The organism is Flavonifractor sp. An100 (genome assembly GCF_002161175.1).
Taxonomy (GTDB): domain Bacteria; phylum Bacillota; class Clostridia; order Oscillospirales; family Oscillospiraceae; genus Lawsonibacter.
Window position 1 is genome coordinate 66,390 of record NZ_NFMA01000005.1, and the last position, 18,878, is coordinate 85,267.

The window sequence follows — 18,878 nt, forward strand, 5'->3', positions numbered from 1 at the left end:
CCCCCTTCTACCTACATTACAGATGGTTACAAAAGTTCCAAACCCTGGTAAATCACTTCAAACAATGGGCCGACTCCCATGCCCAAAATAACATTGCACACCAAAAAGCAGACAATTGCGATCTGATAGTCCTGCACTGTATGGTGGAGCAGTTGCTCTCGCTCCGCACGCTTACCCCAGATGGCCAAAATGGCAGGAATATAGTACGTCGCATTGAGTACCGAGCTGGCAGCGATTCCAAAAAGAGCGGGCATGGTCTGCCACTCTGCCGCTAAGGCGGCTACTGCCAGACCATATTTTGAAGAAAAGCCTGCCAAAAGGGGCAGTCCACACAGAGAAAGGCCACCTACAGTAAAGGCAAGTCCTGCCATAGGATCTCTCCAGGCAGCTCCCCGCAGGTCACTCCAGTAGTGTCCTCCCCGCCCTGCCCGAATCAGAGCTCCTGCCCCTACAAAAATCATGGGCTTGGTAAAGGCGTGGGCTAAAATTTGAAAGCAGGCTGCCGCTGTTCCTGCCCGGCTGCCCAAACCAAGGGCTAGAAAAATATAGGAAATTTGTGCGGAGGAGGAGTATGCCACCATGCGTTTGACATCTTCTTGCCGAAGCGCGGCTACGGAGGCAAACAGCATACCGGTCAATCCCAGGAGAAACAGCAGATCATCCATATAGATACTGATTAGCATACTGTCTCCAAACACGCGCACAATCAATTTGATCAATAAAACGATATAGCCTTTCAGAACCAGCCCAGATAAAATAGCGCTGGCAGAGGTGGTAGCGCTGGCATGGGCGTCGGGGAGCCATGCATGAAACGGAAATTGTGCACTTTTAATTGATAGGCCCAGCGTCATCAAGAGAGCAGCTGCGGTAAGAGGGACCATATAAGTTCCCCCGGATACCAATTGGGCGATGATTTCTCCCAGGTCCTCCATCAGAAGATGTCCGGTCACGCAGTACAAAATCGAGATACCCAGCAGAACCAGGCCAGAACCCAAACAACTGAATACCAGGTAACGAATCGCAGCTACTACCGATTTCCCGCTCTCTTTGGCCACGACAGCCACACAGGCTGTAATGGCCGCAATTTCTATAAATACATAGGCGGTGAACAGATCGTTGGTGTACACCATAGCCAGCAAGGCGGCATATAAAAGCTGCATCAGCAGACAAAACATCCCCTGACGTTCCGGACGGATATCCCGCTGAATATCCCTTGTCCCACCTGTAAAGGATAAAAGCATTACAAGACTAAAGCTGGCTGCAAAGAGTGCTTCCAGAGGCCCTGCCTTCAGTTCATTTCCCCAAGGCGCGGGGAAATGTCCCATTTGATAAGTAAAACTGGTTCCGGTCTGCCAAAGCTCAGTAAGGAGCCATCCTGACAGCAGAGTAACGGCCAGTTGAACCCCTTGGGCAAGGCGCAGCGCACCGTTTTTTTGTGAAAGGAAAGGAGAGGCTATGGCACTGAGCAAAATAAGAAACAGACTGAAAAAGGGAATATTCTGTATAAAGTTCATTCGCTTTACCCTCCTTCCTGTTCCAACATTTTACTGACCGTGATCCTCTTTTTCCTCTTTGGCCCGCATCAAGATAATATCTAAATTTAAACTGTGATATTTCCGATACAGACGACAGGTCAATGCCAAAAATAAAGCTGTTGTACTCACAGCAACTACGATTCCCGTCAATACCAACCCACCTGGAACCGGGTTAATATAGGCTGGAGTTTCACTCCCAAGGGTCACAATCGGGGCTCTTCCCCCTTCAATATATCCCATGGCTGCCAGAAAAAGAAATACAGAGGTATCCATTAGATTCAGACCAATGATTTTTTTGATCAAATTGGGATGGAGAAATAGTGTAGCCAACCCGATGGTAAACAATAGTACAGCGCCAATATAAAACCGTTGCTGAATGAAAAGCTCTGCCATCTCTATTCCTCCTTTCCGGCAAATAACGTATAAAACGTGTACATGGTACAGCCCACAATAATTCCGACGCATATGTTCAGCGGCAGTAAAAAACCTCCACTGAATATGGCTCCGGGTGTCCCTTTTGGAATGTCCCATCCAATGTGGTTAGCACCTGTAAAGAACGAGTAACCTTTCATTACTCCGTAGGCCAGAAGGCAGATTACCGTCAGTTTGGTAATTCGTTTTGAAGGAAGGAGAATTTCCATTCGGCTGCGGCCTAAAATCAAGGCACTCAAAATTAGACCGCATCCAAGGACCGTGCCCCCAGAGAATCCGCCGCCCGGACTGAGATGTCCGTTTAAAATGACATAGATGCCAAACATCATGACAGCCGGTAAAATCAACATTCCCATCCGATGTAGGATCAGATCTCCTGACCCCTCTGTAGCAGCAGGGCGGCCAGGATGGCGCAGTAAAAGAATGACGCTCATAGCTGCGGCAAACAATACAGTTGACTCTCCAAAGGTGTCAAAGGCTCGATAGTCTAAAATCATGCCGGTTACTGCGTTGATGGCACCGGTTTCCTCCACGCCCTGTTCCAGATAGCGCTCAGACACCTCGTTTACCGCGGGGGCGTCTGGATCTCCAAATTGTGGCATGACTAACACAACGCCCAAAAGCGTTACCATCATAACGATAGCTACAAAAATAGATGCAATCCGGTACAGTCTGATCAGACTGCGCAGACGACCTGGACGGTAGCGCCGACCTGGAATCCGAGACTGAGATATGACCACCGATTGTCCTTGGCCGGAGCTATGAGGAAGTGGCTGTGTGATCCCCTTTGCTTTGCGCTCACGATAGCGCATCAGGCGATAGGCTCCAAAATCTAAAAACTCGTGGGAATCTATATATTCTAGATATTCAATAAATTCTGCTCGCTCCGGGTCCTCGGCCACCTCCCGGTCTTGATTTGGATCTTCGCCCTCTGCCCAACGCATAAAGCGGTCAAATAGATGCTGAGGCTTTCCGTCATGTTTCATCATCACGGTCCACCCCTCTCAATTGGTTGAGCTTACGCAGGGCTAAGAAAAACAAAATGCTGGTGACACCGGCACCCACAGCGGCTTCGGTGATGGCCAGGTCTGGAGACTGAAGTAAAATCCACAAAATGGCCATGACCGAAGAGTAGGACATAAAAATAATGACCGTAGCGACTAAATTCTTGGCAAACACGGCGGCAAGAGCACAAAATATCAAAAAGAGCAACAGCAGAATCTCCAATAGGATCATAACTCCTGTTCCCCCTTTCCACTCAGTCGGTCCGGCTCCATATCTCGTCCAGTAATCAGTTCCATTCGGGCAATCAAGTGGGAAGAGACGGGATTTGTTGCCCATAGAATGATCCAGAGAAGGATTAGCTTAGCTGTGGCCCAGTGAAAGCCATACAGCACAGCTAAGCCAGCTCCCACAAATAGCAGCCCCAGCGTGTCAGTCAGAGCGCCAGCATGGAGACGCTCTAATGAATCCCGCAGACGGAACAGCCCTAAAATAGAGATGCCGATGACGAGGATTCCCAACGTGATCAGCACAATGGCAAGGCCAATGCGTACTGTCATAGCTGTTCCCCTTTCCGTTTGCGGTGATGGGCAATGGTAATTCGGCTGATTACTGCAATCGACAGTAGATTGAGAAGACCATAAAGAATCGCTACATCCAGTAGATAGGACTGCTCCAGCCGATAGGCTAACACACAAATCAATAAAATGACCAGGGTGCAAATTACATTTAATGCCACAATCCGGTCGGTATACCGTGGACCTCGAATTGCGCGAATTAAGCACAGAAGAATCCCCAGCCCCAGGAGACACATAACACCAGTCAGAAAAGCACTTAGTTGGGGTGTTAATTCAACCATGGTCACTTTCCTCCAATCTCTGCAGCTTTTTGACAAATCCACAGTTTTCCAGATTCTCTGCCAGTTCCCCTCTCAACGCATAGACACAAATTGCATTTTTTCCAAGAGACACTGTCACTGTGCCGGGGGTCAGGGTAATGGAATTGGCCAGAGTTAACTGTGCCATAGGACCTTTTACAGGAAGGGCAAACCAAACTAACTTGGGGCGTCCATTTCCTGGGCATAAAATCAATCGAATAACAGAAAAGCTGGAAAGAAATACCTGACCTAGTAAGTATATAAGGTAACCCAAAATGCTAGGAATCCGTTTTACAAGTTGAATCTGATACCTTGGAAATCCAGGAATGATTCGGGGCGTAAAGAAGGTAAGCGCAGCGGAAACCGCTGCGCCTACCAGAACAATCTCGACTGTTACCTTACCGCTCAGAAGAATCCAGAGTAAGAACAGGAATAAAAACAACAGAACTTCTCTCCTCTTCATGGTTCTGATTGCCCACCATGGAGCTTAGTGAGGGAAATAGCGTGTGAACAACCTGCTTACAGGTGTGGCTAGAGATATTATAACAGACGAATGAAAAAAAAGGAAGATATTTTCCTGCTTAATCCAAAATACATAATGGTATGAGCCTAGTGTCAGATTCAGTTTTGTTGGTATAACAACGGGGTTGCTGATCTTCGATCAGTAACCCTGTTTCCTCAAATAGACTTCCCCGTGTGGAGCCGGTACTCTTCTGCTTTGTATAGCAAGTCCTCGGCACTTTGGCGAAGCGCCTGTGTCACCAGGTCACCGCCCATTAGGCGGGCCAGTTCATCCACACGGCCTTCCCGTTCCAGCCGTTCCACCCGCGTATAGGTTCGTCCCTGCTTTTCCCCTTTTTCCACGGAAAAATGGGCGTCTGCCATGGCGGCGATTTGAGGCAGATGAGTGACACAGAGTACCTGCTTATGGCAGGCCACGTTTGCCATTTTTTCTGCCACCTTTTGAGCCGCCCGACCAGAAACTCCAGTGTCGACCTCGTCAAAGACCAGGCTTCCGATGCCGTCGTCCTCAGCCAGAACATTTTTCAGCGCCAGCATAATACGAGCCAATTCACCACCGGAAGCAACCTTTTGTATTGGTTTTAGGGCCTCTCCCACGTTAGCCGACATGAGAAATTGTATTTGGTCCATTCCAGTGGTGTCCATGCCTCCCTCCCCTTGGCTAGGAGAAAATTCGGTTTCAAATCGAACCTTTGGCATATCCAATTGCTTCAATTCCTCTTGTACCCGTGCCTGCAAAGCGTCAGCCGCCTGTTTTCGGGCTCCTGACAGAGCTTTTCCACAGGTCAGAGCTTTGGCTTTGGCCTTTTCCAACTCTGTTGTCAAACGAGCAATGGTGTCATCCGCATATTGAATTTGGTCCAACTCTTGGCGACAATGCTCTAGGTAGGCCAGCATCTCCTCTACGGTGGACCCATATTTCTTTTTCAGGCGATAAATGACATCCAAACGACTTTCTAACTGATCTAGTTCTTCTGGAGAAAAATCCAGTTCACGAGTTAAATCATATAACTGTTCCGCAGCCTCATCAGCCGCTGCACGAAGGGCAGTTAGCTGGGAAGCCAATTCCTCCACCTGAGGGCTGAAGCGGGAAATTTCTCGCAGATCTCCCTCCGCATCTGCAATCAAATCGCAGGCACCCTGCCTATCTTCATTTCCCGATAGAGCAAAGCTGGCCGATTGCAAGCCGTCCATCAGCTTTCCGGCGCCTCGGAGTAGCTTTTTCCGGGTGTCGAGTTCCTCGTCCTCCCCCGGCTTCAACTCAGCCCGCTCCAATTCTCGAATCTGGTAGTTCAGTGTATCCACCCGGCGGGAGCGTTCCGCTTCGTCCATTTCAAGAGAGGCAATCTTCCGTTTGATCCCGCTGAACTCCTGGTAGGCCTGTTGGTAGTTTGTCATCAAAGCGGCTGTTTTTCCAAAGCTGTCTAAATAGCTTAAATGGCAGGCCGGGTCCAATAACTGCTGTCCGTCATGCTGTCCGTGTATATCCAGCAAACAGCGGCCCAGCTCCCGCAACTGTGCTACAGTGAGAGGACGGCCATCCAAGCGACAGACATTTCTCCCATCGCCCTGGATTTCTCGCTGGAGCAGAAGCTCTTCTCCTTGAGGAAAGCCATTTTGCTCCATCCATGGTATGGGAGCAAGATCCGTAAACACGGCGGTAACCAACGCTGATTTTGCTCCGGTTCGAATCAGCTCCCGGCTGGTCCGTTGTCCCAAGACCGCGCTGATGGAATCGATCACGATGGATTTTCCTGCACCCGTCTCACCGGTTAAAACGTTGAAGCCAGGGGCGAAGGAAATGTCCGCCGATTCAATAATGGCAATATTCTCAATATGGAGCAATGAGAGCATGTGCTTGTCCTCTCCTTCCCAGGAATGGAAACGATGAGTATTACTTTAAAAGTTTATGGACTTCTCCGCTGAACTGTTGGGCAGAGGCATTATCACGCATAATAAGAATCCCAGTGTCATCTCCCGCCAAACTGCCAACCATACCTGGAATATCCATGCTATCCAGAGCAGAGCACGCCGCTGAGGCCAGCCCTGGCATGGTTCTGACTACCACGATGTTTTGAGCTACATCCACCGATACAACGCCCTCTTTAAAGATATTTCGCAAACGGATATCTGTACCAGCAGAGGTTCGGCGGTCTGACTGGGTATAACGGTACGTACCCTGTCCGGTCAGTTCCTTAACCAAACGAAGTTCCTTGATATCCCGGGAAATGGTAGCCTGGGTAGCCGAAAAGCCACGCTCCTTCAGCTCTGCCAGCAGTTGCTCCTGGGTTTCCACCTCTACAGCTTGAATAATGCTTAGAATTTCAGACTGTCTGGCATTTTTCATGGGGTAAAACCTCCTAACTTCTGGTTAATTACCTGATAAAAGCTCCGATTTCCCAGGAGCACCAGCTTGGTTGCGTGGGAGGAACGTGTAATCTCCACTCGGTCCCCTCCGGACAGACGAGAGGTTTTTCCCCCATCTACCGACAAATATAAGTGCTTGCGGTTGCCCTTGGGCAGGCGGACGGTAACTAGGCGTTCGGAGGATAGAACCATGGGACGTGCTGCCAAACGGTGGGCGCACACGGGGGTTACCAGGATGCAGCGGGAAGAGGGTTCTACAATAGGGCCACCAGCCGACATGGAATAAGCGGTAGAGCCGGTAGGAGTTGCCACAATTACTCCGTCCCCTGTGACGGCAGTCACCGGGACTTGGTCAGCCAGCACCTCCATTTCCGCTACCCGGGCCACGGACCCCTTGGAAATAACTGCATCATTGAGCGCTAAGTCCTCACTGACTAGGCGCTCGCCCCGAAATACCCGGACATCCAGCATCATGCGTTCTTCCACCGAATATTGTCCCTGAGCTACAGGGGCCAGCAAAGACAGTTCTCCACGTTCCAGCTCTGCCATGAAGCCCACACTCCCCATGTTCACCCCTAAAATAGGTACTCCATGAAGGGTGGCATCCCGGGCGGCATGGAGAATTGTGCCGTCTCCGCCAAAACAGATCAGTAAATCTGATTTCGGTAACTCCTCGTCCAGAGATGACAAAGTCAGGCGCCGTGGAAAATCCACTCGCTCCCCTTTTTTAGGGGTGAACGGAAGGCAAAATACAGTTTCAGCACCAGCTTGCTCCAAAATGCGTTGCGCCTCCTGGGCGGCCTTCATCCCTCGATCGCGATAAGGGTTGGAACTGAGAATGATCTTCATGTGTCCTCCCCTTTCCAAACACTATGGGATTCCTCAACCAACTGAGCCAAGTTTCCTTGGAAGGACTCGCCCTTTTCCACGGAGAGATAACCCAGGTATTCGATGTTTCCCTCCGGACCTTTGATGGGTGAAAATGTAATATCCTTTACCGTAAATCCTGCTTGGGTCGCATGGTCCAAGAAATGCTCCAAGACCTCCAAATGGACCATAGGGTCTCGAACGACTCCTTTTTTCCCAACTTTTTCTTTTCCGGCTTCAAATTGGGGCTTTACCAAACAGACTCCCTGCCCCTTCTCTTTCATCAACGGACGCAGGGCAGGCAAAATCAGATTGAGGGAAATAAATGAGACATCGACGGAAAAAAAGTCCAGCGGTACTGGAATTTGCTCTGCTGTTAAGTAGCGGGCGTTGGTACGCTCCATACACACTACCTTGGGATGGGTTCGAAGACGCCAGTCCAACTGGTTGTATCCCACATCCACCGCATACACCTTTTTCGCCCCATTTTGTAGCATACAATCGGTGAATCCTCCCGTAGAGGCACCAATATCTGCACAAATGGTATCTTGTAGGTGTATGGGCCAGCAGGCCATTGCTTTTTCCAATTTCAGACCTCCGCGGCTGACGTAACGCAGAGTCTTGCCTCGAACCTCAATGTGAGCATCCTCGCCAACTGGTGCACCTGCCTTGTCAACCTTCTGTCCATTCACAAAGACCTGGCCGGCCATGATGATGGCCTGGGCTTTTTGTCGGCTCTCCGCGAGTCCTTGTTCTGTCATCGCCACATCCAGGCGTTTTTTAGCCATGTCTCAGCACCTCCAAGGCTCTGTGTACGATCCCGTCTCCATCCAGGCCTAACTCTTTTTTTAAGCAGCTGAGCGCACCATGGGTCACAAACCGATTCCCACAGTTAATTAAAGTAATATTCGCAACTACGCTGGACTGAGCAAGAGCCGCGCTGAGCCTTTGGCCAACACTTCCCTCTGCCATGCAATCCTCTGCAACCAAAAGGTGCCCAGTCTTTTTTACAGAGGATATAATTTCCTCTGTATGAAGGGGTGTAATGGTATTTAGCTTTATAACTTCAGCGTCTATCCCCTGCTCTTCCAAGACCTGTGCCGCAGCCAATAAATCGTTGATCAGTACGCCATAGCCTACCAATGTAATGGAGTTACCCCAGCGCAAAACCGCGTTAGCTCCTTGGCTATTGTCTGAGCGGTACTCTCCTTCCCCCCCTCTGGGGTAGCGCACAGCCACCGGACCTGGGATGGTCAAGACAGCCCGTTCCAGCATAGATTCCAGTTCGGCGAAGCTGGCCGGAGCCAACACTGTAATGCCAGGAATACTGTCTAGATATGCTACATCAAATACTCCGTGGTGGGTTTCTCCATCCTCGCCAACCAGTCCGGCTCGGTCTACCCCAAAAACTACATGGAGCTGATCAATGGCCACATCGTGGACTAACATGTCGTAAGAGCGCTGTAGAAAAGTGGAGTATACGGCAAACACCGGAATTGCACCTTGTTTTGCCATACCGGCCGCCATAGAGACGGCGCAGCCCTCTGCAATGCCGACATCATAACACCGCGCTGGATATGCCTGCCGGAATTGATCTAAACCGGTGCCGCTCATCATTGCCGCAGTAATGGCGCACACCCGAGAGTCCTTTCGTCCCAGACGGGTCAGTGTTTCTCCAAACACAGCCGAAAAGTTTTGGCTGGAAGGATGGAGGGGGCGACCGGTTAGAGGATCAAAGGGAGAAACTCCATGGAATGCATCAGCGTTTTCCTCTGCCGGTAGATAGCCTTTTCCCTTTACAGTCTTCACATGTAGAAGTACCGGCTCATTGAGATCCTTGGCGTAACGCAGGATTCGTGTGAGCAGAGACAGGTCGTGTCCGTCAATGGGACCTAGATAGTTGAATCCCATGTTTTCAAACATGCTGCAGGGCAGCAGGCTCTGTTTCAACGCCTGCTTGATGCGATGCGTTACGCCATATATCTTTCGCCCCAGCCAGGACGCATTCATCACCTTTCGGTAATGCCGCTTAAAGGAGAGATATGGCGGTGCCAGGCGCTGTTTGGCCAAGTGATCGGCCACCGCACCTACATTGGGGGTAATAGACATGCCATTGTCGTTGAGGATGACCAGCAGCTGCTGACCGCACTCGCCGGCATTGGAGAGGCCTTCGTAGGCAAGCCCGCCAGTCAGAGCTCCGTCGCCAATGAGAGCCAGGACCTTGTAATCCTCCTGCAACAGGGTACGGGCCCGGGCCATTCCCAGAGCTACTGACACAGAGTTGGAAGCGTGACCTGCGATAAATGCGTCGTGAACGCTCTCTCCCGGCTTTGGGAAGCCGGCAATCCCTCCATATTGCCGCAAGGTGGACATTTCCTCTTTGCGGCCAGTCAGGATTTTATGGGGGTAACACTGATGGCCCACGTCAAAGACAAGACGGTCTCTCCGGGTATCAAAAACCCGATGAATAGCCACCGTTAATTCGACAGCCCCTAAATTGGAGGCCAGATGTCCTCCTGTTTTGGATACGTCGGCAACAAGCTCCTGCCGCAGCTGAGCGCATAGCTCTACCCCCTCCCGGTCACTGAGATCGGCCAGCAGGGGACGGTATTCCTTTTCTGCTTCCTGATTGCTCAAGATCATTTCCTCCCACTGTGGGGATTTAGTGTTTCCGTCTGGCCATCTGACCTGCCAGCCAAATATGAAACTCGGGATGGGCAAATCCATCCAAGGCGCTTACCGCCTGATGAGTCAAGGTTTCTATCAGAACCTCACAGCCCTCCAAGCCAATGGCTGTGACAAACGTGCTTTTCTCATTGGCGCGGTCTGAGCCAATGGTCTTTCCCAACTCCTGTTCTGAGCTGGTCACATCCAGCACATCATCCCGAACCTGGAAGGCCTGTCCCAATGCCTGGGCGTAGGTGCGAACCTGCTCCCGCTGGTTTGAGGAGCTGCCCGCGGCGATACATCCCAATTCAGCCGCTGCACAAATTAAAGCGCCCGTCTTTAGGCTTTGGAGCAGCTCTAGTTCCGACCGCGTCAGGGCCCTCCCCTCACCGGCCATATCCAGAACCTGACCGCCCACCATTCCAGATGGACCAGCGGCAGCAGACAGGCACGACACCGCCTCTACAATCGCTTCTGGAGGCACAGAGGCTTGTGCCAGCAGCCCAAAGGCTGCGGTGAGCAGGCCGTCTCCCGCCAAAATGGCGGTTGCCTCGCCATAGACCTTGTGATTGGTGGGCCGACCCCGGCGCAGATCGTCATCATCCATGGCGGGCAGATCGTCATGAATAAGGGAATAGGTGTGAACCATTTCCACCGCACAGGCAAAGGGAAGCGCCTTTTGCGGGTCCCCTCCACACATCCGACAGGTTTCCAGCGTCAGCACTGGACGTAACCGCTTTCCTCCGGCCAGCAGGGAATACTCCATCGCCTCCTGGAGGTCGGCATATCGCGGGGCCTTTTGAAAGAGGGAAGATAAATAGTCCTCAATCTCAATCCGGTCCTGGGCAAAACGTGCGGAATAGTCCACTTCCATATCAATCCTTCTCCTCTTGAAATGGCCGCTCTTCCGGCTGGCCATTTTCTCCTGCCGTGAGCAGCGTCACCTTTTGCTCCGCCTCATCCAACTGCTTGGTACATTCACGTAGTAGCTTAGCACCCTCTTCAAACAGCGCCATGGCTTGCTCCAAAGGGGCATCTCCCCGTTCCAGCAGGGAGACGATCTCCTCCAAACGTGCCATAGAATCTTCAAAATTCAGCTTCTTTTTTGTCGCCATAGGTGTTCCTCACTTCTGCCACAGTTTTTTATTCAAACCGACACGCAGCCTCACCATCGGATAGGCGGAGCGTAAATGGTTCGCCCGGCTGTGTCGTCTGAACGGAGGTGATAATCCCTCCGTCCGGACGCTGGGCGATGGAATAGCCGCGGCCTAAAACCTTCAGCGGGCTCATGGCATCCAGGGCAGCGGCTAAGCGGCCCAACCGCTCTTTTTGTGCAGACACGCTTCGGTCAAGGCCGTGGGCCAATCGAGTTTCCTGGTAGTCCAGCAGCATCCGCTTGTCCCTGAAATAGGAGGAAGGATCGGTTAAAGAACGGCTTTTAGACAGCCGCTGGACCACCTGGCGGTAACGGAGCAAATGATGAGAAATCCCTTGCCCTAGCCGCTTTTCCTCATTAGAGAGCAGCGAATATAGCTTTCTTTGGTCCGGGACAGCCAATTCCGCGGCGTTAGAGGGAGTTGCCGCCCGTAAATCTGCCACAAAATCCGCAATGGTTACATCCGGCTCATGTCCCACGGCAGAGATAATGGGAATTTCCGATTGGGAGATGGCTCTTGCTACGATCTCCTCATTAAAGGCCCACAGGTCTTCCATGGAGCCGCCTCCACGGCCGGTGATGAGCAGATCCGCTACGTGCTTCCAATTGGCCCACTGGATAGCAGCGGCGATTTCTTCTGCCGCTCCTTCCCCCTGAACACGGACAGGAAGCACCTTAATTTGAGCCATCGGCCACCGGGCCCCTAAAATCCGGATCATGTCCCGAACAGCCGCCCCCGCAGGGGAGGTAATCAAGCCAATTGTATTGGGAAAGGGCGGAATGGGGCGCTTACGACTCTGGTCAAACAGCCCTTCCCGCAGCAGCTTTTTCTTGAGCTGCTCGAAGGCCACATGGAGATCTCCCGCCCCCTCTGGAGTCAATCTAGCGCAGTAAAGCTGATATTGGCCGTCCCGGGGGAATACGGTTACCCGACCGGCTGCGATCACCTGCATGCCGTTTTGAGGACGGAACCGCAGCGAGGCTGCATCCCCACGGAACATCACACACCGCAGGGCCCCCTCCCCGTCCTTCAGGGTAAAGTAATGGTGTCCAGATGGGTAGAGCTTATAATTGGTAATCTCTCCCCGCACCAAAAGGCCGGAGAGCAGCCGGTCCCGGTCCATAAAGGTTTTGATATACTGTCCCACCTGTGTGGGGGTAAGGATGGAGGCATCTTCTCTCACAATACGGTTCCTTCCTGCCAGGCGCGCCAAGTCAAGATGGCGGTCCCCATCGCATTGTCTGTAGAATATTGCGGCTTGGCAAACAATGCACCGCACTCCTGTTCCATGACCTGCCGCAGCCGACGATTGGACGCCACACCCCCGGAGCACAGCACGGGAAGACCGGGCCATTGCTCCTGGGCCTTTCGGGTGGCACGAAGCACGACAGATGCGATAGTATCCAACACAAAGCCGGCCACTTCCCGGCTGGGACAGCCGGAAGTGACCAGCTGGCGCACTTTATTTTCCATGCCGGACAGAGAGAAGGTCAGTTTATTCAGCTTAACCGGATATCCTTGATTTTCTGACATCTCCCCGGCCAATTCATCCAGCGCCTTACCTGCCGGAAAGGAAAGCCCCAGCAAAACCCCTGCCCGGTCAATGAGCTGTCCGGCAGAAATATCGCTGGTTCCTCCTATGATCTCTGCCTGCACCCGCACACCATCCGGCTCCACCTTCAGCAGTTCTGTGGTCCCACCGGACAGGTGCCAGGCTAAAAAGGGCTTGTCCAACAGCTCCAGTTTACCAGCGGACCAGGCAGCAGCGGCCAAATGGCCCTGTTGGTGCGAGTGCTCAAAAAATGGAACGTACAGTGTTTGGGCCAAGCAGCGTCCCTGGGATGCTCCTGCTAAAAAGCATGGCATGTAGGAGCCCTCCACCGCCCTGGGGCGGGTGCTAGCTCCTACGGCCTGGACCTGGGAGAGGTCGGCCGCATCCGCCAATGCGGAAAATAACTCCGGCAAACGCTTTACATGCTGGAACAACGCATCACTCTGCCTCAGACCCAGCTCACCTGGCCGCACTTGTAGCAGTCGGCTTACATTTTGTCCGGAACAGCCGTCGAACACTGCCACAGAAGTGGTGTAATTGCTGGTATCCAGCCCTAGGACAGACATGGTCAGTCCTTCCCTTCTCCGTCGGCCAATTCTGTTCTGGCTGACTTCTCCGGCTTAGGCGGAGTATCGGAAAATTCCGCACGCACGAAGGAGCCTAAGATCCCGTTGATGAAAGAAACCACTTCCTGGGGCTCGTAGTTCTTCGCGATCTCCACCGCCTCATTGATGGCTGCGGCGTTGGGAATTTCCGGCATGTACAAAACCTCATACATGGCGGTACGCATAATTGCAGCGGCCATCCGGGGAATGCGGGAGAAAGACCAGCCCACTGCGTAGCGGCTGATGTAATCGTCTAACTCTGGGCCATGGGCAAATACACCTTTAACGACTTCTTTGATGTACTGCAGCTGCTTTTCATTGGGAAATTGGGCATACAGGGGCATCTCCTGGGTCAATTCCTGAAACCGCTCAGGGGTGAGTTGACTTTCCAGGAGTGATTGGGCATCTCGTTCTCCAAAGCTGAGGGAAAAAATCAGCTGTACCGCAATTTCACGGGCATTGCTTCTTGTCATTCTCTATATCCTCCCGTCAGGCAAAAGCCCGGCTATCATAAAGGTAGTTCTATTATATACATGAATATGCAAAATTGAAACCCCTTTTTTCCCTAAAAATGAAAAGTCATGAAACCTGTGCAAATAAATCCATGGATAAATAAAACATCAGCCGCCAAATGGCGGCTGATGTTACAGGTCTCAGCGGTAAAATTTGTGGTTTCCAATTACGGCAACGCATTCTTTGTTGCGTGCGGCCCAGCTATTGGCATTGGAATCAAAGTACAGGGCACCCTTGGTCTCCTCCACTTCACCACCATCCAGCACCAGCTTGGCAGCGATGATACTGGATTCATTGGGGGTGCGGTTGGCAAGTGCACCGGATTTGTAGGTAGAGAACTGATTCTTCTGGGCCAAAACACCCTCTACGGTGTTGGGGTATATGGGGCTGGCAACTCGGTTCATGACCACATTGCCCACGGCCATCTGGCCCTCCAGGGGCTGGTTGCCGCTCTCAGCATAAATAATACGGGACAGCCAGAAAAGATTTTCCTGGTTATAGTAGGAATCTCCAGACTGGATGGCACCGCTGCCCGTCGTGACGGTAACAACACCGCTAGACACGTCCCAATTGATAGACGCTCCAAAGGCTTTCGCTACGGCCCAAAGCGGAACGATGACCCGACCGCCGGACATCTGAACCTTTTCAGGCAGGTACAGGTAGCGGCCGTTGGCCTGTAGGTAAAGATTGCCCACCTTAGCGCTCAGGCTCAGCTTACCGGTGTTGACGGTTACCGTGCCGGAACCGCTGTCCCAAGAAACTTGAGCAGTCTGGTCAAGTTCCTTGGCTATGGTGGCCAAAGCCACATAGGTGACACCGTCTTGCAGGGTCAGGTTCACCTCAGCGGGGGCATATTCCCCATCAATAAGCAGTCCACTCTCCGTAGTCTGAGCCAATTCAACCGGATCGGCTCCAACTGCGGCTGGGACTGCCTGACTGCTGATCTCTTCGATAGATTGAGAGTCCGTCTCAAGCGCGGAACCGGTCTGGTCACTCACGCTCTCCTCCTCTGCCAAGAGGGTGGCCGGCTGGTCTTCCGGAGCAATTCCGGCCCCCATCAGGAGGAGTAAGGCAAAGGCGCACAGCAGCACTGAAAACAGCTTGCGTGTCATTGTCTACACTCCTATGATACAGATTTTGTCATAATTATGACAACCAAAAGCAACTGTTTGTTACTTTTGTTACCATATTGTAACCAATAGACTCTCCTGATTCAAGGGCAATAGTGCCCAGACTTGCCCGGTTAATCTTGTGTATTTTGTCTGAATTGTTTAGCATTTTGCCCAATTTCTCCCCTTTTCAGCCTATTTTTACAAGGGGAAACAAAAAGCGTCTCCCTGTGCACAGGGAGACGCTCGTTTCGTTGCTTGGGGTTGTTTGCCTCCTTACCTGACTCGCAGACGCTTTGCCAACTCTCCGTCTGGAGTAACCCAGGCGGTTTCATAAGTTGTATAGATTACCATGCCCGGCCGGGCTCCAGCCGGCTTTTTTACATACTTTACCGGGGTATAGTCCACAGCGACTTTTCCCGAATCCCTCCCCTGGGAGAACCACGCCGCAAGGCAAGCCGCTTCATTTAAGCTCTTCAAATCTGGCTGGGCTCCCTCGGTCCAGAGGATCACATGAGAACCGTGAATTTTTTGGGTGTGAAACCAAATATCGCTTTTATACGCCTGCTTACAGGTGAGCCAATCATTTTGTAGATTGTTTTTTCCCACGGATATTCGCAGTCCCGCTGTGGAGCGAAACTCCATGGGCTTGGAGGAAAGTCGCTTGCCCCGGTCCTTGGTCTTGGACTGCCGGCGCAGATAGCCGGTCTCCGTCAGCTCCTGCCGGATTTCCTGGAGATCCCGCTCCCCTTCCGCCAAGGTGATGTTCTCCAGTACACTATTTAGGTAATCCAGATCCTGCCGGCTCTTTTCCAGCTGAATGGTGAGCATTTCTTCTGCTGTTTTTGCCTTGGTGTACTCTTTATAATATTTCGCTGCATTTTGTTGTGGGGTACGCAGCGGATCCAGGGGGATGTCTACCTCACCACCTTCGGGATCGTAGAAGTTTATCGCCCGCAGACGGGACATTCCTTTCTCCATGACATGGAGATTTGAGGTAATAATGTCCCCAAATTGGCGCAGCTGCTCTCGATCCTTAGTGGCAGCAAGCTCCCGCTCCTGATTCCCGATCTTGCGAGCGGTACGGTCCCGAGCGTTGGTCACTGAGCGAATCAAATCCTGTCCCTTCTGCTTGACCCGTTCCAGACTCTCCCGCTGCTCATAAAAACAGTCCAATAGCTTGGAGAAGGAGGGAAATTCCCGCTGCTCCATAGCAGTGTCATATTGTGTGATGGGCAAGAACGTAAAATCTTTGGGTGTACCATCCAAAAGAAGCATGGTGGGAACAAAATTTCCACTTGTTACCTGCTCCATCAGCAGACCTACCTGTTGGGCCAGCCGCCAGCCTCCCTCTGCTCCTAACTCGCCAATTGTCACATCCACCGCTCCAAATGAGCGCTGTACCAGTTCCCGGCAGATCAAAGGGGACAGTCCTGCAAAGGTATCCAGCAGCCAGCGGTCCGCACGGGCTTCCCCGGGGGCGGCTTGCCAGAGCTGGTTCCATACCTCCTGATCCACCTCAGTGGGGTCAGCTTTGTCCAAAGCAGGGGGTAAATGGTAAAACAATCCCGGTAACACTTGGCGTTGAGAGGACATATCGGCGTCTACCCGGCGCAGGCAATCAATAATCCGCCCCGCACCATCCAACAAGATCAAATTGGCGCGGCGCCCCATGACCTCCAATACCAATTTTCGTTCTACCCGATCTCCCAGCTCGTCCAGCGCCTCCAACCGAAACTCCACCAGCCGTTCCAGGTGGGGCTGGGTCACGTCCAGTACCCGGGCCCCTGTCAGGTGTTTCCGAAGAAGCATACAAAACATGGGGGGCTTGTCGGGGTTTTCCAGCGTCAGTTCCGTCAATTGGGGGCGGGGATGGTTGGGACTGGCGGAGAGCAGCAGGCGGACGTTGCCCCCGGAGCTCCGAAGCGCCATAACCACCTCATCCCGCCCCGGCTGATATATCTTATCGATTTTCGCCCCTTCCAGGGCTCCTTTTAATTCCCCCACCAGTCCCGATAGACACAGTGCGTCCAAGGGCATGGGCAATCACCTCCGAAATTTCCTTCTGTCGGAAAATCCTTGTCAGGTCGTCGTTCCTTCCTCCATGACCAGAGCAAACAGCTCATTGAGACGCTCCGTCCGGCCCTGAAGATACAACCACCCAAACAGGGCCTCCATACCGGTAGCGATCTGATATTCTCCCCGGCTGGCCGCTTTTGGAACCGAATGAGGGGCCGTATTTCGGCCGCGGCGAAATACCTCCTCCTCCTCCGGGCTCAAATGGGGCCGAAGGCGCTCCATGGCCGCGGCCTGGGCGGGTGCTGACACATAGCGCACCGTGGCACGGTGCAGGTCCTTTGCCTTGGCCGTTCCATGCAGGCACAGCCAGGAGCGCACCATCACTTCAAATACACTGTCACCCAGATGGGCCAGCCCCAGACTGGACAGGTTCAACAGCCTATCCCGGTCGATGGATAAATGAAAATAATCTGTCATATCCTGGCCTCCCACAAAAAATCAGGACCTTGATCATACCATATTTTTTCCAATGGTACAAGGGTACTCATTCAGTTCCCAATGCCTGGTCATAGTAGTAAGTAACCAACAGGTCCACACAGGCCCCATAGGACTGTATTCCCAGCTCCTGGCCCTGCCCTTTCAGGAAGGTATCATAAGCTTGCTCCGCCGCTTCCTCAACCGGAGACTCCAGCGCGTTCCAGTAGGCATTATTGGTGTTCCAATCAAGGGAAAGGGACGGGGTGAACCAGGTCTGGGCAATTTCGCTCCACGCCTCCGGCGCCACGGGATATAAAGCGTTACACAACTGGATCAGACCCATGAGATAGCCGGAATATTGAAACACCACATCGTCACAGGACAGGCAGGCGGCAATTCCTACAAAATTTGCCTCCAGCTCAGAGGCCACCATACGCTGATGGGACATCTCATGGGCGATGGTGGCAGGGATCAGGCAAGCGGGGGCGTCAACATTAACATTGGCTTCTCCTGTAAAGGGAAAATACATGCCAGTAAATCCCAGAATGCTCTGAAGGCGGGAACAAACCAGAGGCTTTGCTTTTACTGATTTCATCTCCAGACAGGGAAAGGTTTCCTCCAATTGGTCGTAGACCGTTAAACCGGTTTCAAACCAGGAAGCCTGATCCCGCAGAAATTGACCGTCACCGTCTCGCGGGACCTGGTCTGCCAAAGCAGCCGCCTGCTGGGCAAACCAATCCGTCACCAGGGCGAGCTCCTCCACCGAGTGGGGCTGGTCCTCCAACCCGCTTCGCTGCGCAAAACTGGAGGAATAATAAGCCGCGTTCCACAGCCAACAAAAAGCACACCACAGCCACAGCCATACCGCTGCCAGTGTCAACAGCTGCCGAAGCAGCATAACCCCGTTTCGTTCCCGCCATAGATAGACAAACGCCCGTATGAGCCAAAGGAGATTTCCCAGGAAAAATAGGGCGATCATCACTTCCATAACGGAAAAGGGTGCAACCGACCAGAAACGTCCCAGTCCCTGCTCCAAGGGCCCCATCACCTGAAAGACCCAGGTGTCCATCACCGCTTGGTTCCCCTTTAACCCATAAAACAGACCGCACAGTGCCAATGGAACCACCATAGCAATGGCCAGGCCCCAAACCGGCCGCTGTGTCCTCAGGTATTTCAT

21 protein-coding genes are annotated in these 18,878 nt (G+C 52.4%); all 21 read right to left on the minus strand.

The annotated features are described in order from the left end of the window. Positions 1 to 26: 26 nt before the first annotated feature. Positions 27 to 1,160 (minus strand): proton-conducting transporter membrane subunit, encoded by a 1,134-nt coding sequence (locus B5E43_RS04470; protein WP_158098962.1) that lies wholly within the window; start codon positions 1,158 to 1,160, stop codon positions 27 to 29. A 384-nt stretch (positions 1,161 to 1,544) separates the two neighbouring features. After that, a complete protein-coding gene (locus B5E43_RS04475) occupies positions 1,545 to 1,928 on the minus strand; it encodes a cation:proton antiporter subunit C (protein ID WP_087394027.1) in 384 nt (127 codons plus the stop codon). A 2-nt stretch (positions 1,929 to 1,930) separates the two neighbouring features. Further along, entirely contained in the window at positions 1,931 to 2,956 is a 1,026-nt protein-coding gene (gene mbhE, locus B5E43_RS04480) for a hydrogen gas-evolving membrane-bound hydrogenase subunit E (protein WP_242964709.1), read from the minus strand. After that, complete coding sequence (locus B5E43_RS04485; protein ID WP_087394030.1) at positions 2,943 to 3,203, minus strand: hydrogenase subunit MbhD domain-containing protein; 261 nt, start codon at positions 3,201 to 3,203, stop codon at positions 2,943 to 2,945. Before B5E43_RS04485 ends, mbhE begins: the two co-directional genes overlap by 14 nt. Then, complete coding sequence (locus B5E43_RS04490; RefSeq protein WP_087394032.1) at positions 3,200 to 3,529, minus strand: monovalent cation/H(+) antiporter subunit G; 330 nt, start codon at positions 3,527 to 3,529, stop codon at positions 3,200 to 3,202. Before B5E43_RS04490 ends, B5E43_RS04485 begins: the two co-directional genes overlap by 4 nt. Further along, on the minus strand, positions 3,526 to 3,828 hold the full coding sequence (locus B5E43_RS04495; RefSeq protein WP_087394035.1) for a monovalent cation/H+ antiporter complex subunit F: 303 nt from the start codon (positions 3,826 to 3,828) through the stop codon (positions 3,526 to 3,528). Before B5E43_RS04495 ends, B5E43_RS04490 begins: the two co-directional genes overlap by 4 nt. Then, positions 3,821 to 4,288 (minus strand): Na+/H+ antiporter subunit E, encoded by a 468-nt coding sequence (locus B5E43_RS04500; protein WP_158098963.1) that lies wholly within the window; start codon positions 4,286 to 4,288, stop codon positions 3,821 to 3,823. Before B5E43_RS04500 ends, B5E43_RS04495 begins: the two co-directional genes overlap by 8 nt. A 236-nt stretch (positions 4,289 to 4,524) precedes the next feature. Further along, entirely contained in the window at positions 4,525 to 6,222 is a 1,698-nt protein-coding gene (recN, locus tag B5E43_RS04505) for a DNA repair protein RecN (protein WP_087394039.1), read from the minus strand. 40 nt (positions 6,223 to 6,262) lie between these two features. Then, a complete protein-coding gene (locus B5E43_RS04510; protein WP_087394041.1) occupies positions 6,263 to 6,715 on the minus strand; it encodes an arginine repressor in 453 nt (150 codons plus the stop codon). Beyond that, the gene (locus B5E43_RS04515; RefSeq protein ID WP_087394043.1) at positions 6,712 to 7,584 is read right to left on the minus strand and encodes an NAD(+)/NADH kinase; all 873 of its coding nucleotides are present in this window, start codon (positions 7,582 to 7,584) and stop codon (positions 6,712 to 6,714) included. Before B5E43_RS04515 ends, B5E43_RS04510 begins: the two co-directional genes overlap by 4 nt. Next, positions 7,581 to 8,390 (minus strand): TlyA family RNA methyltransferase, encoded by an 810-nt coding sequence (locus tag B5E43_RS04520; protein WP_087394045.1) that lies wholly within the window; start codon positions 8,388 to 8,390, stop codon positions 7,581 to 7,583. The genes B5E43_RS04515 and B5E43_RS04520 overlap by 4 nt, the downstream gene beginning before the upstream one ends. Beyond that, on the minus strand, positions 8,383 to 10,239 hold the full coding sequence (gene dxs / locus B5E43_RS04525; RefSeq protein ID WP_242964710.1) for a 1-deoxy-D-xylulose-5-phosphate synthase: 1,857 nt from the start codon (positions 10,237 to 10,239) through the stop codon (positions 8,383 to 8,385). The genes B5E43_RS04520 and dxs overlap by 8 nt, the downstream gene beginning before the upstream one ends. A gap of 25 nt (positions 10,240 to 10,264) precedes the next feature. Then, positions 10,265 to 11,143 carry a polyprenyl synthetase family protein gene (locus B5E43_RS04530; protein ID WP_087394049.1) on the minus strand — a complete coding sequence of 293 codons (879 nt, stop codon included), beginning with the start codon at positions 11,141 to 11,143 and terminating at the stop codon, positions 10,265 to 10,267. A 1-nt stretch (position 11,144) separates the two neighbouring features. Then, positions 11,145 to 11,384: an exodeoxyribonuclease VII small subunit gene (gene xseB, locus B5E43_RS04535; protein ID WP_087394050.1), complete on the minus strand. Its 240-nt coding sequence runs from the start codon at positions 11,382 to 11,384 to the stop codon at positions 11,145 to 11,147. Positions 11,385 to 11,412: 28 nt separating this feature from the next. Next, a complete protein-coding gene (gene xseA, locus B5E43_RS04540) occupies positions 11,413 to 12,609 on the minus strand; it encodes an exodeoxyribonuclease VII large subunit (protein WP_087394052.1) in 1,197 nt (398 codons plus the stop codon). After that, entirely contained in the window at positions 12,606 to 13,544 is a 939-nt protein-coding gene (locus tag B5E43_RS04545) for a DNA-binding protein (protein ID WP_087394054.1), read from the minus strand. The genes xseA and B5E43_RS04545 overlap by 4 nt, the downstream gene beginning before the upstream one ends. A 2-nt stretch (positions 13,545 to 13,546) precedes the next feature. After that, positions 13,547 to 14,056 (minus strand): transcription antitermination factor NusB, encoded by a 510-nt coding sequence (nusB, locus tag B5E43_RS04550; RefSeq protein WP_087394056.1) that lies wholly within the window; start codon positions 14,054 to 14,056, stop codon positions 13,547 to 13,549. Between the two features lie 180 nt (positions 14,057 to 14,236). Further along, positions 14,237 to 15,208 (minus strand): cell wall hydrolase, encoded by a 972-nt coding sequence (locus B5E43_RS04555; protein ID WP_087394059.1) that lies wholly within the window; start codon positions 15,206 to 15,208, stop codon positions 14,237 to 14,239. A 273-nt stretch (positions 15,209 to 15,481) separates the two neighbouring features. Beyond that, positions 15,482 to 17,245 (minus strand): NFACT RNA binding domain-containing protein, encoded by a 1,764-nt coding sequence (locus B5E43_RS04560; RefSeq protein WP_087394061.1) that lies wholly within the window; start codon positions 17,243 to 17,245, stop codon positions 15,482 to 15,484. 42 nt (positions 17,246 to 17,287) lie between these two features. Next, a complete protein-coding gene (locus tag B5E43_RS04565; protein WP_087394063.1) occupies positions 17,288 to 17,701 on the minus strand; it encodes a ribonuclease III domain-containing protein in 414 nt (137 codons plus the stop codon). Between the two features lie 67 nt (positions 17,702 to 17,768). Further along, positions 17,769 to 18,878: a DUF3810 domain-containing protein gene (locus B5E43_RS04570; protein WP_087394065.1), complete on the minus strand. Its 1,110-nt coding sequence runs from the start codon at positions 18,876 to 18,878 to the stop codon at positions 17,769 to 17,771.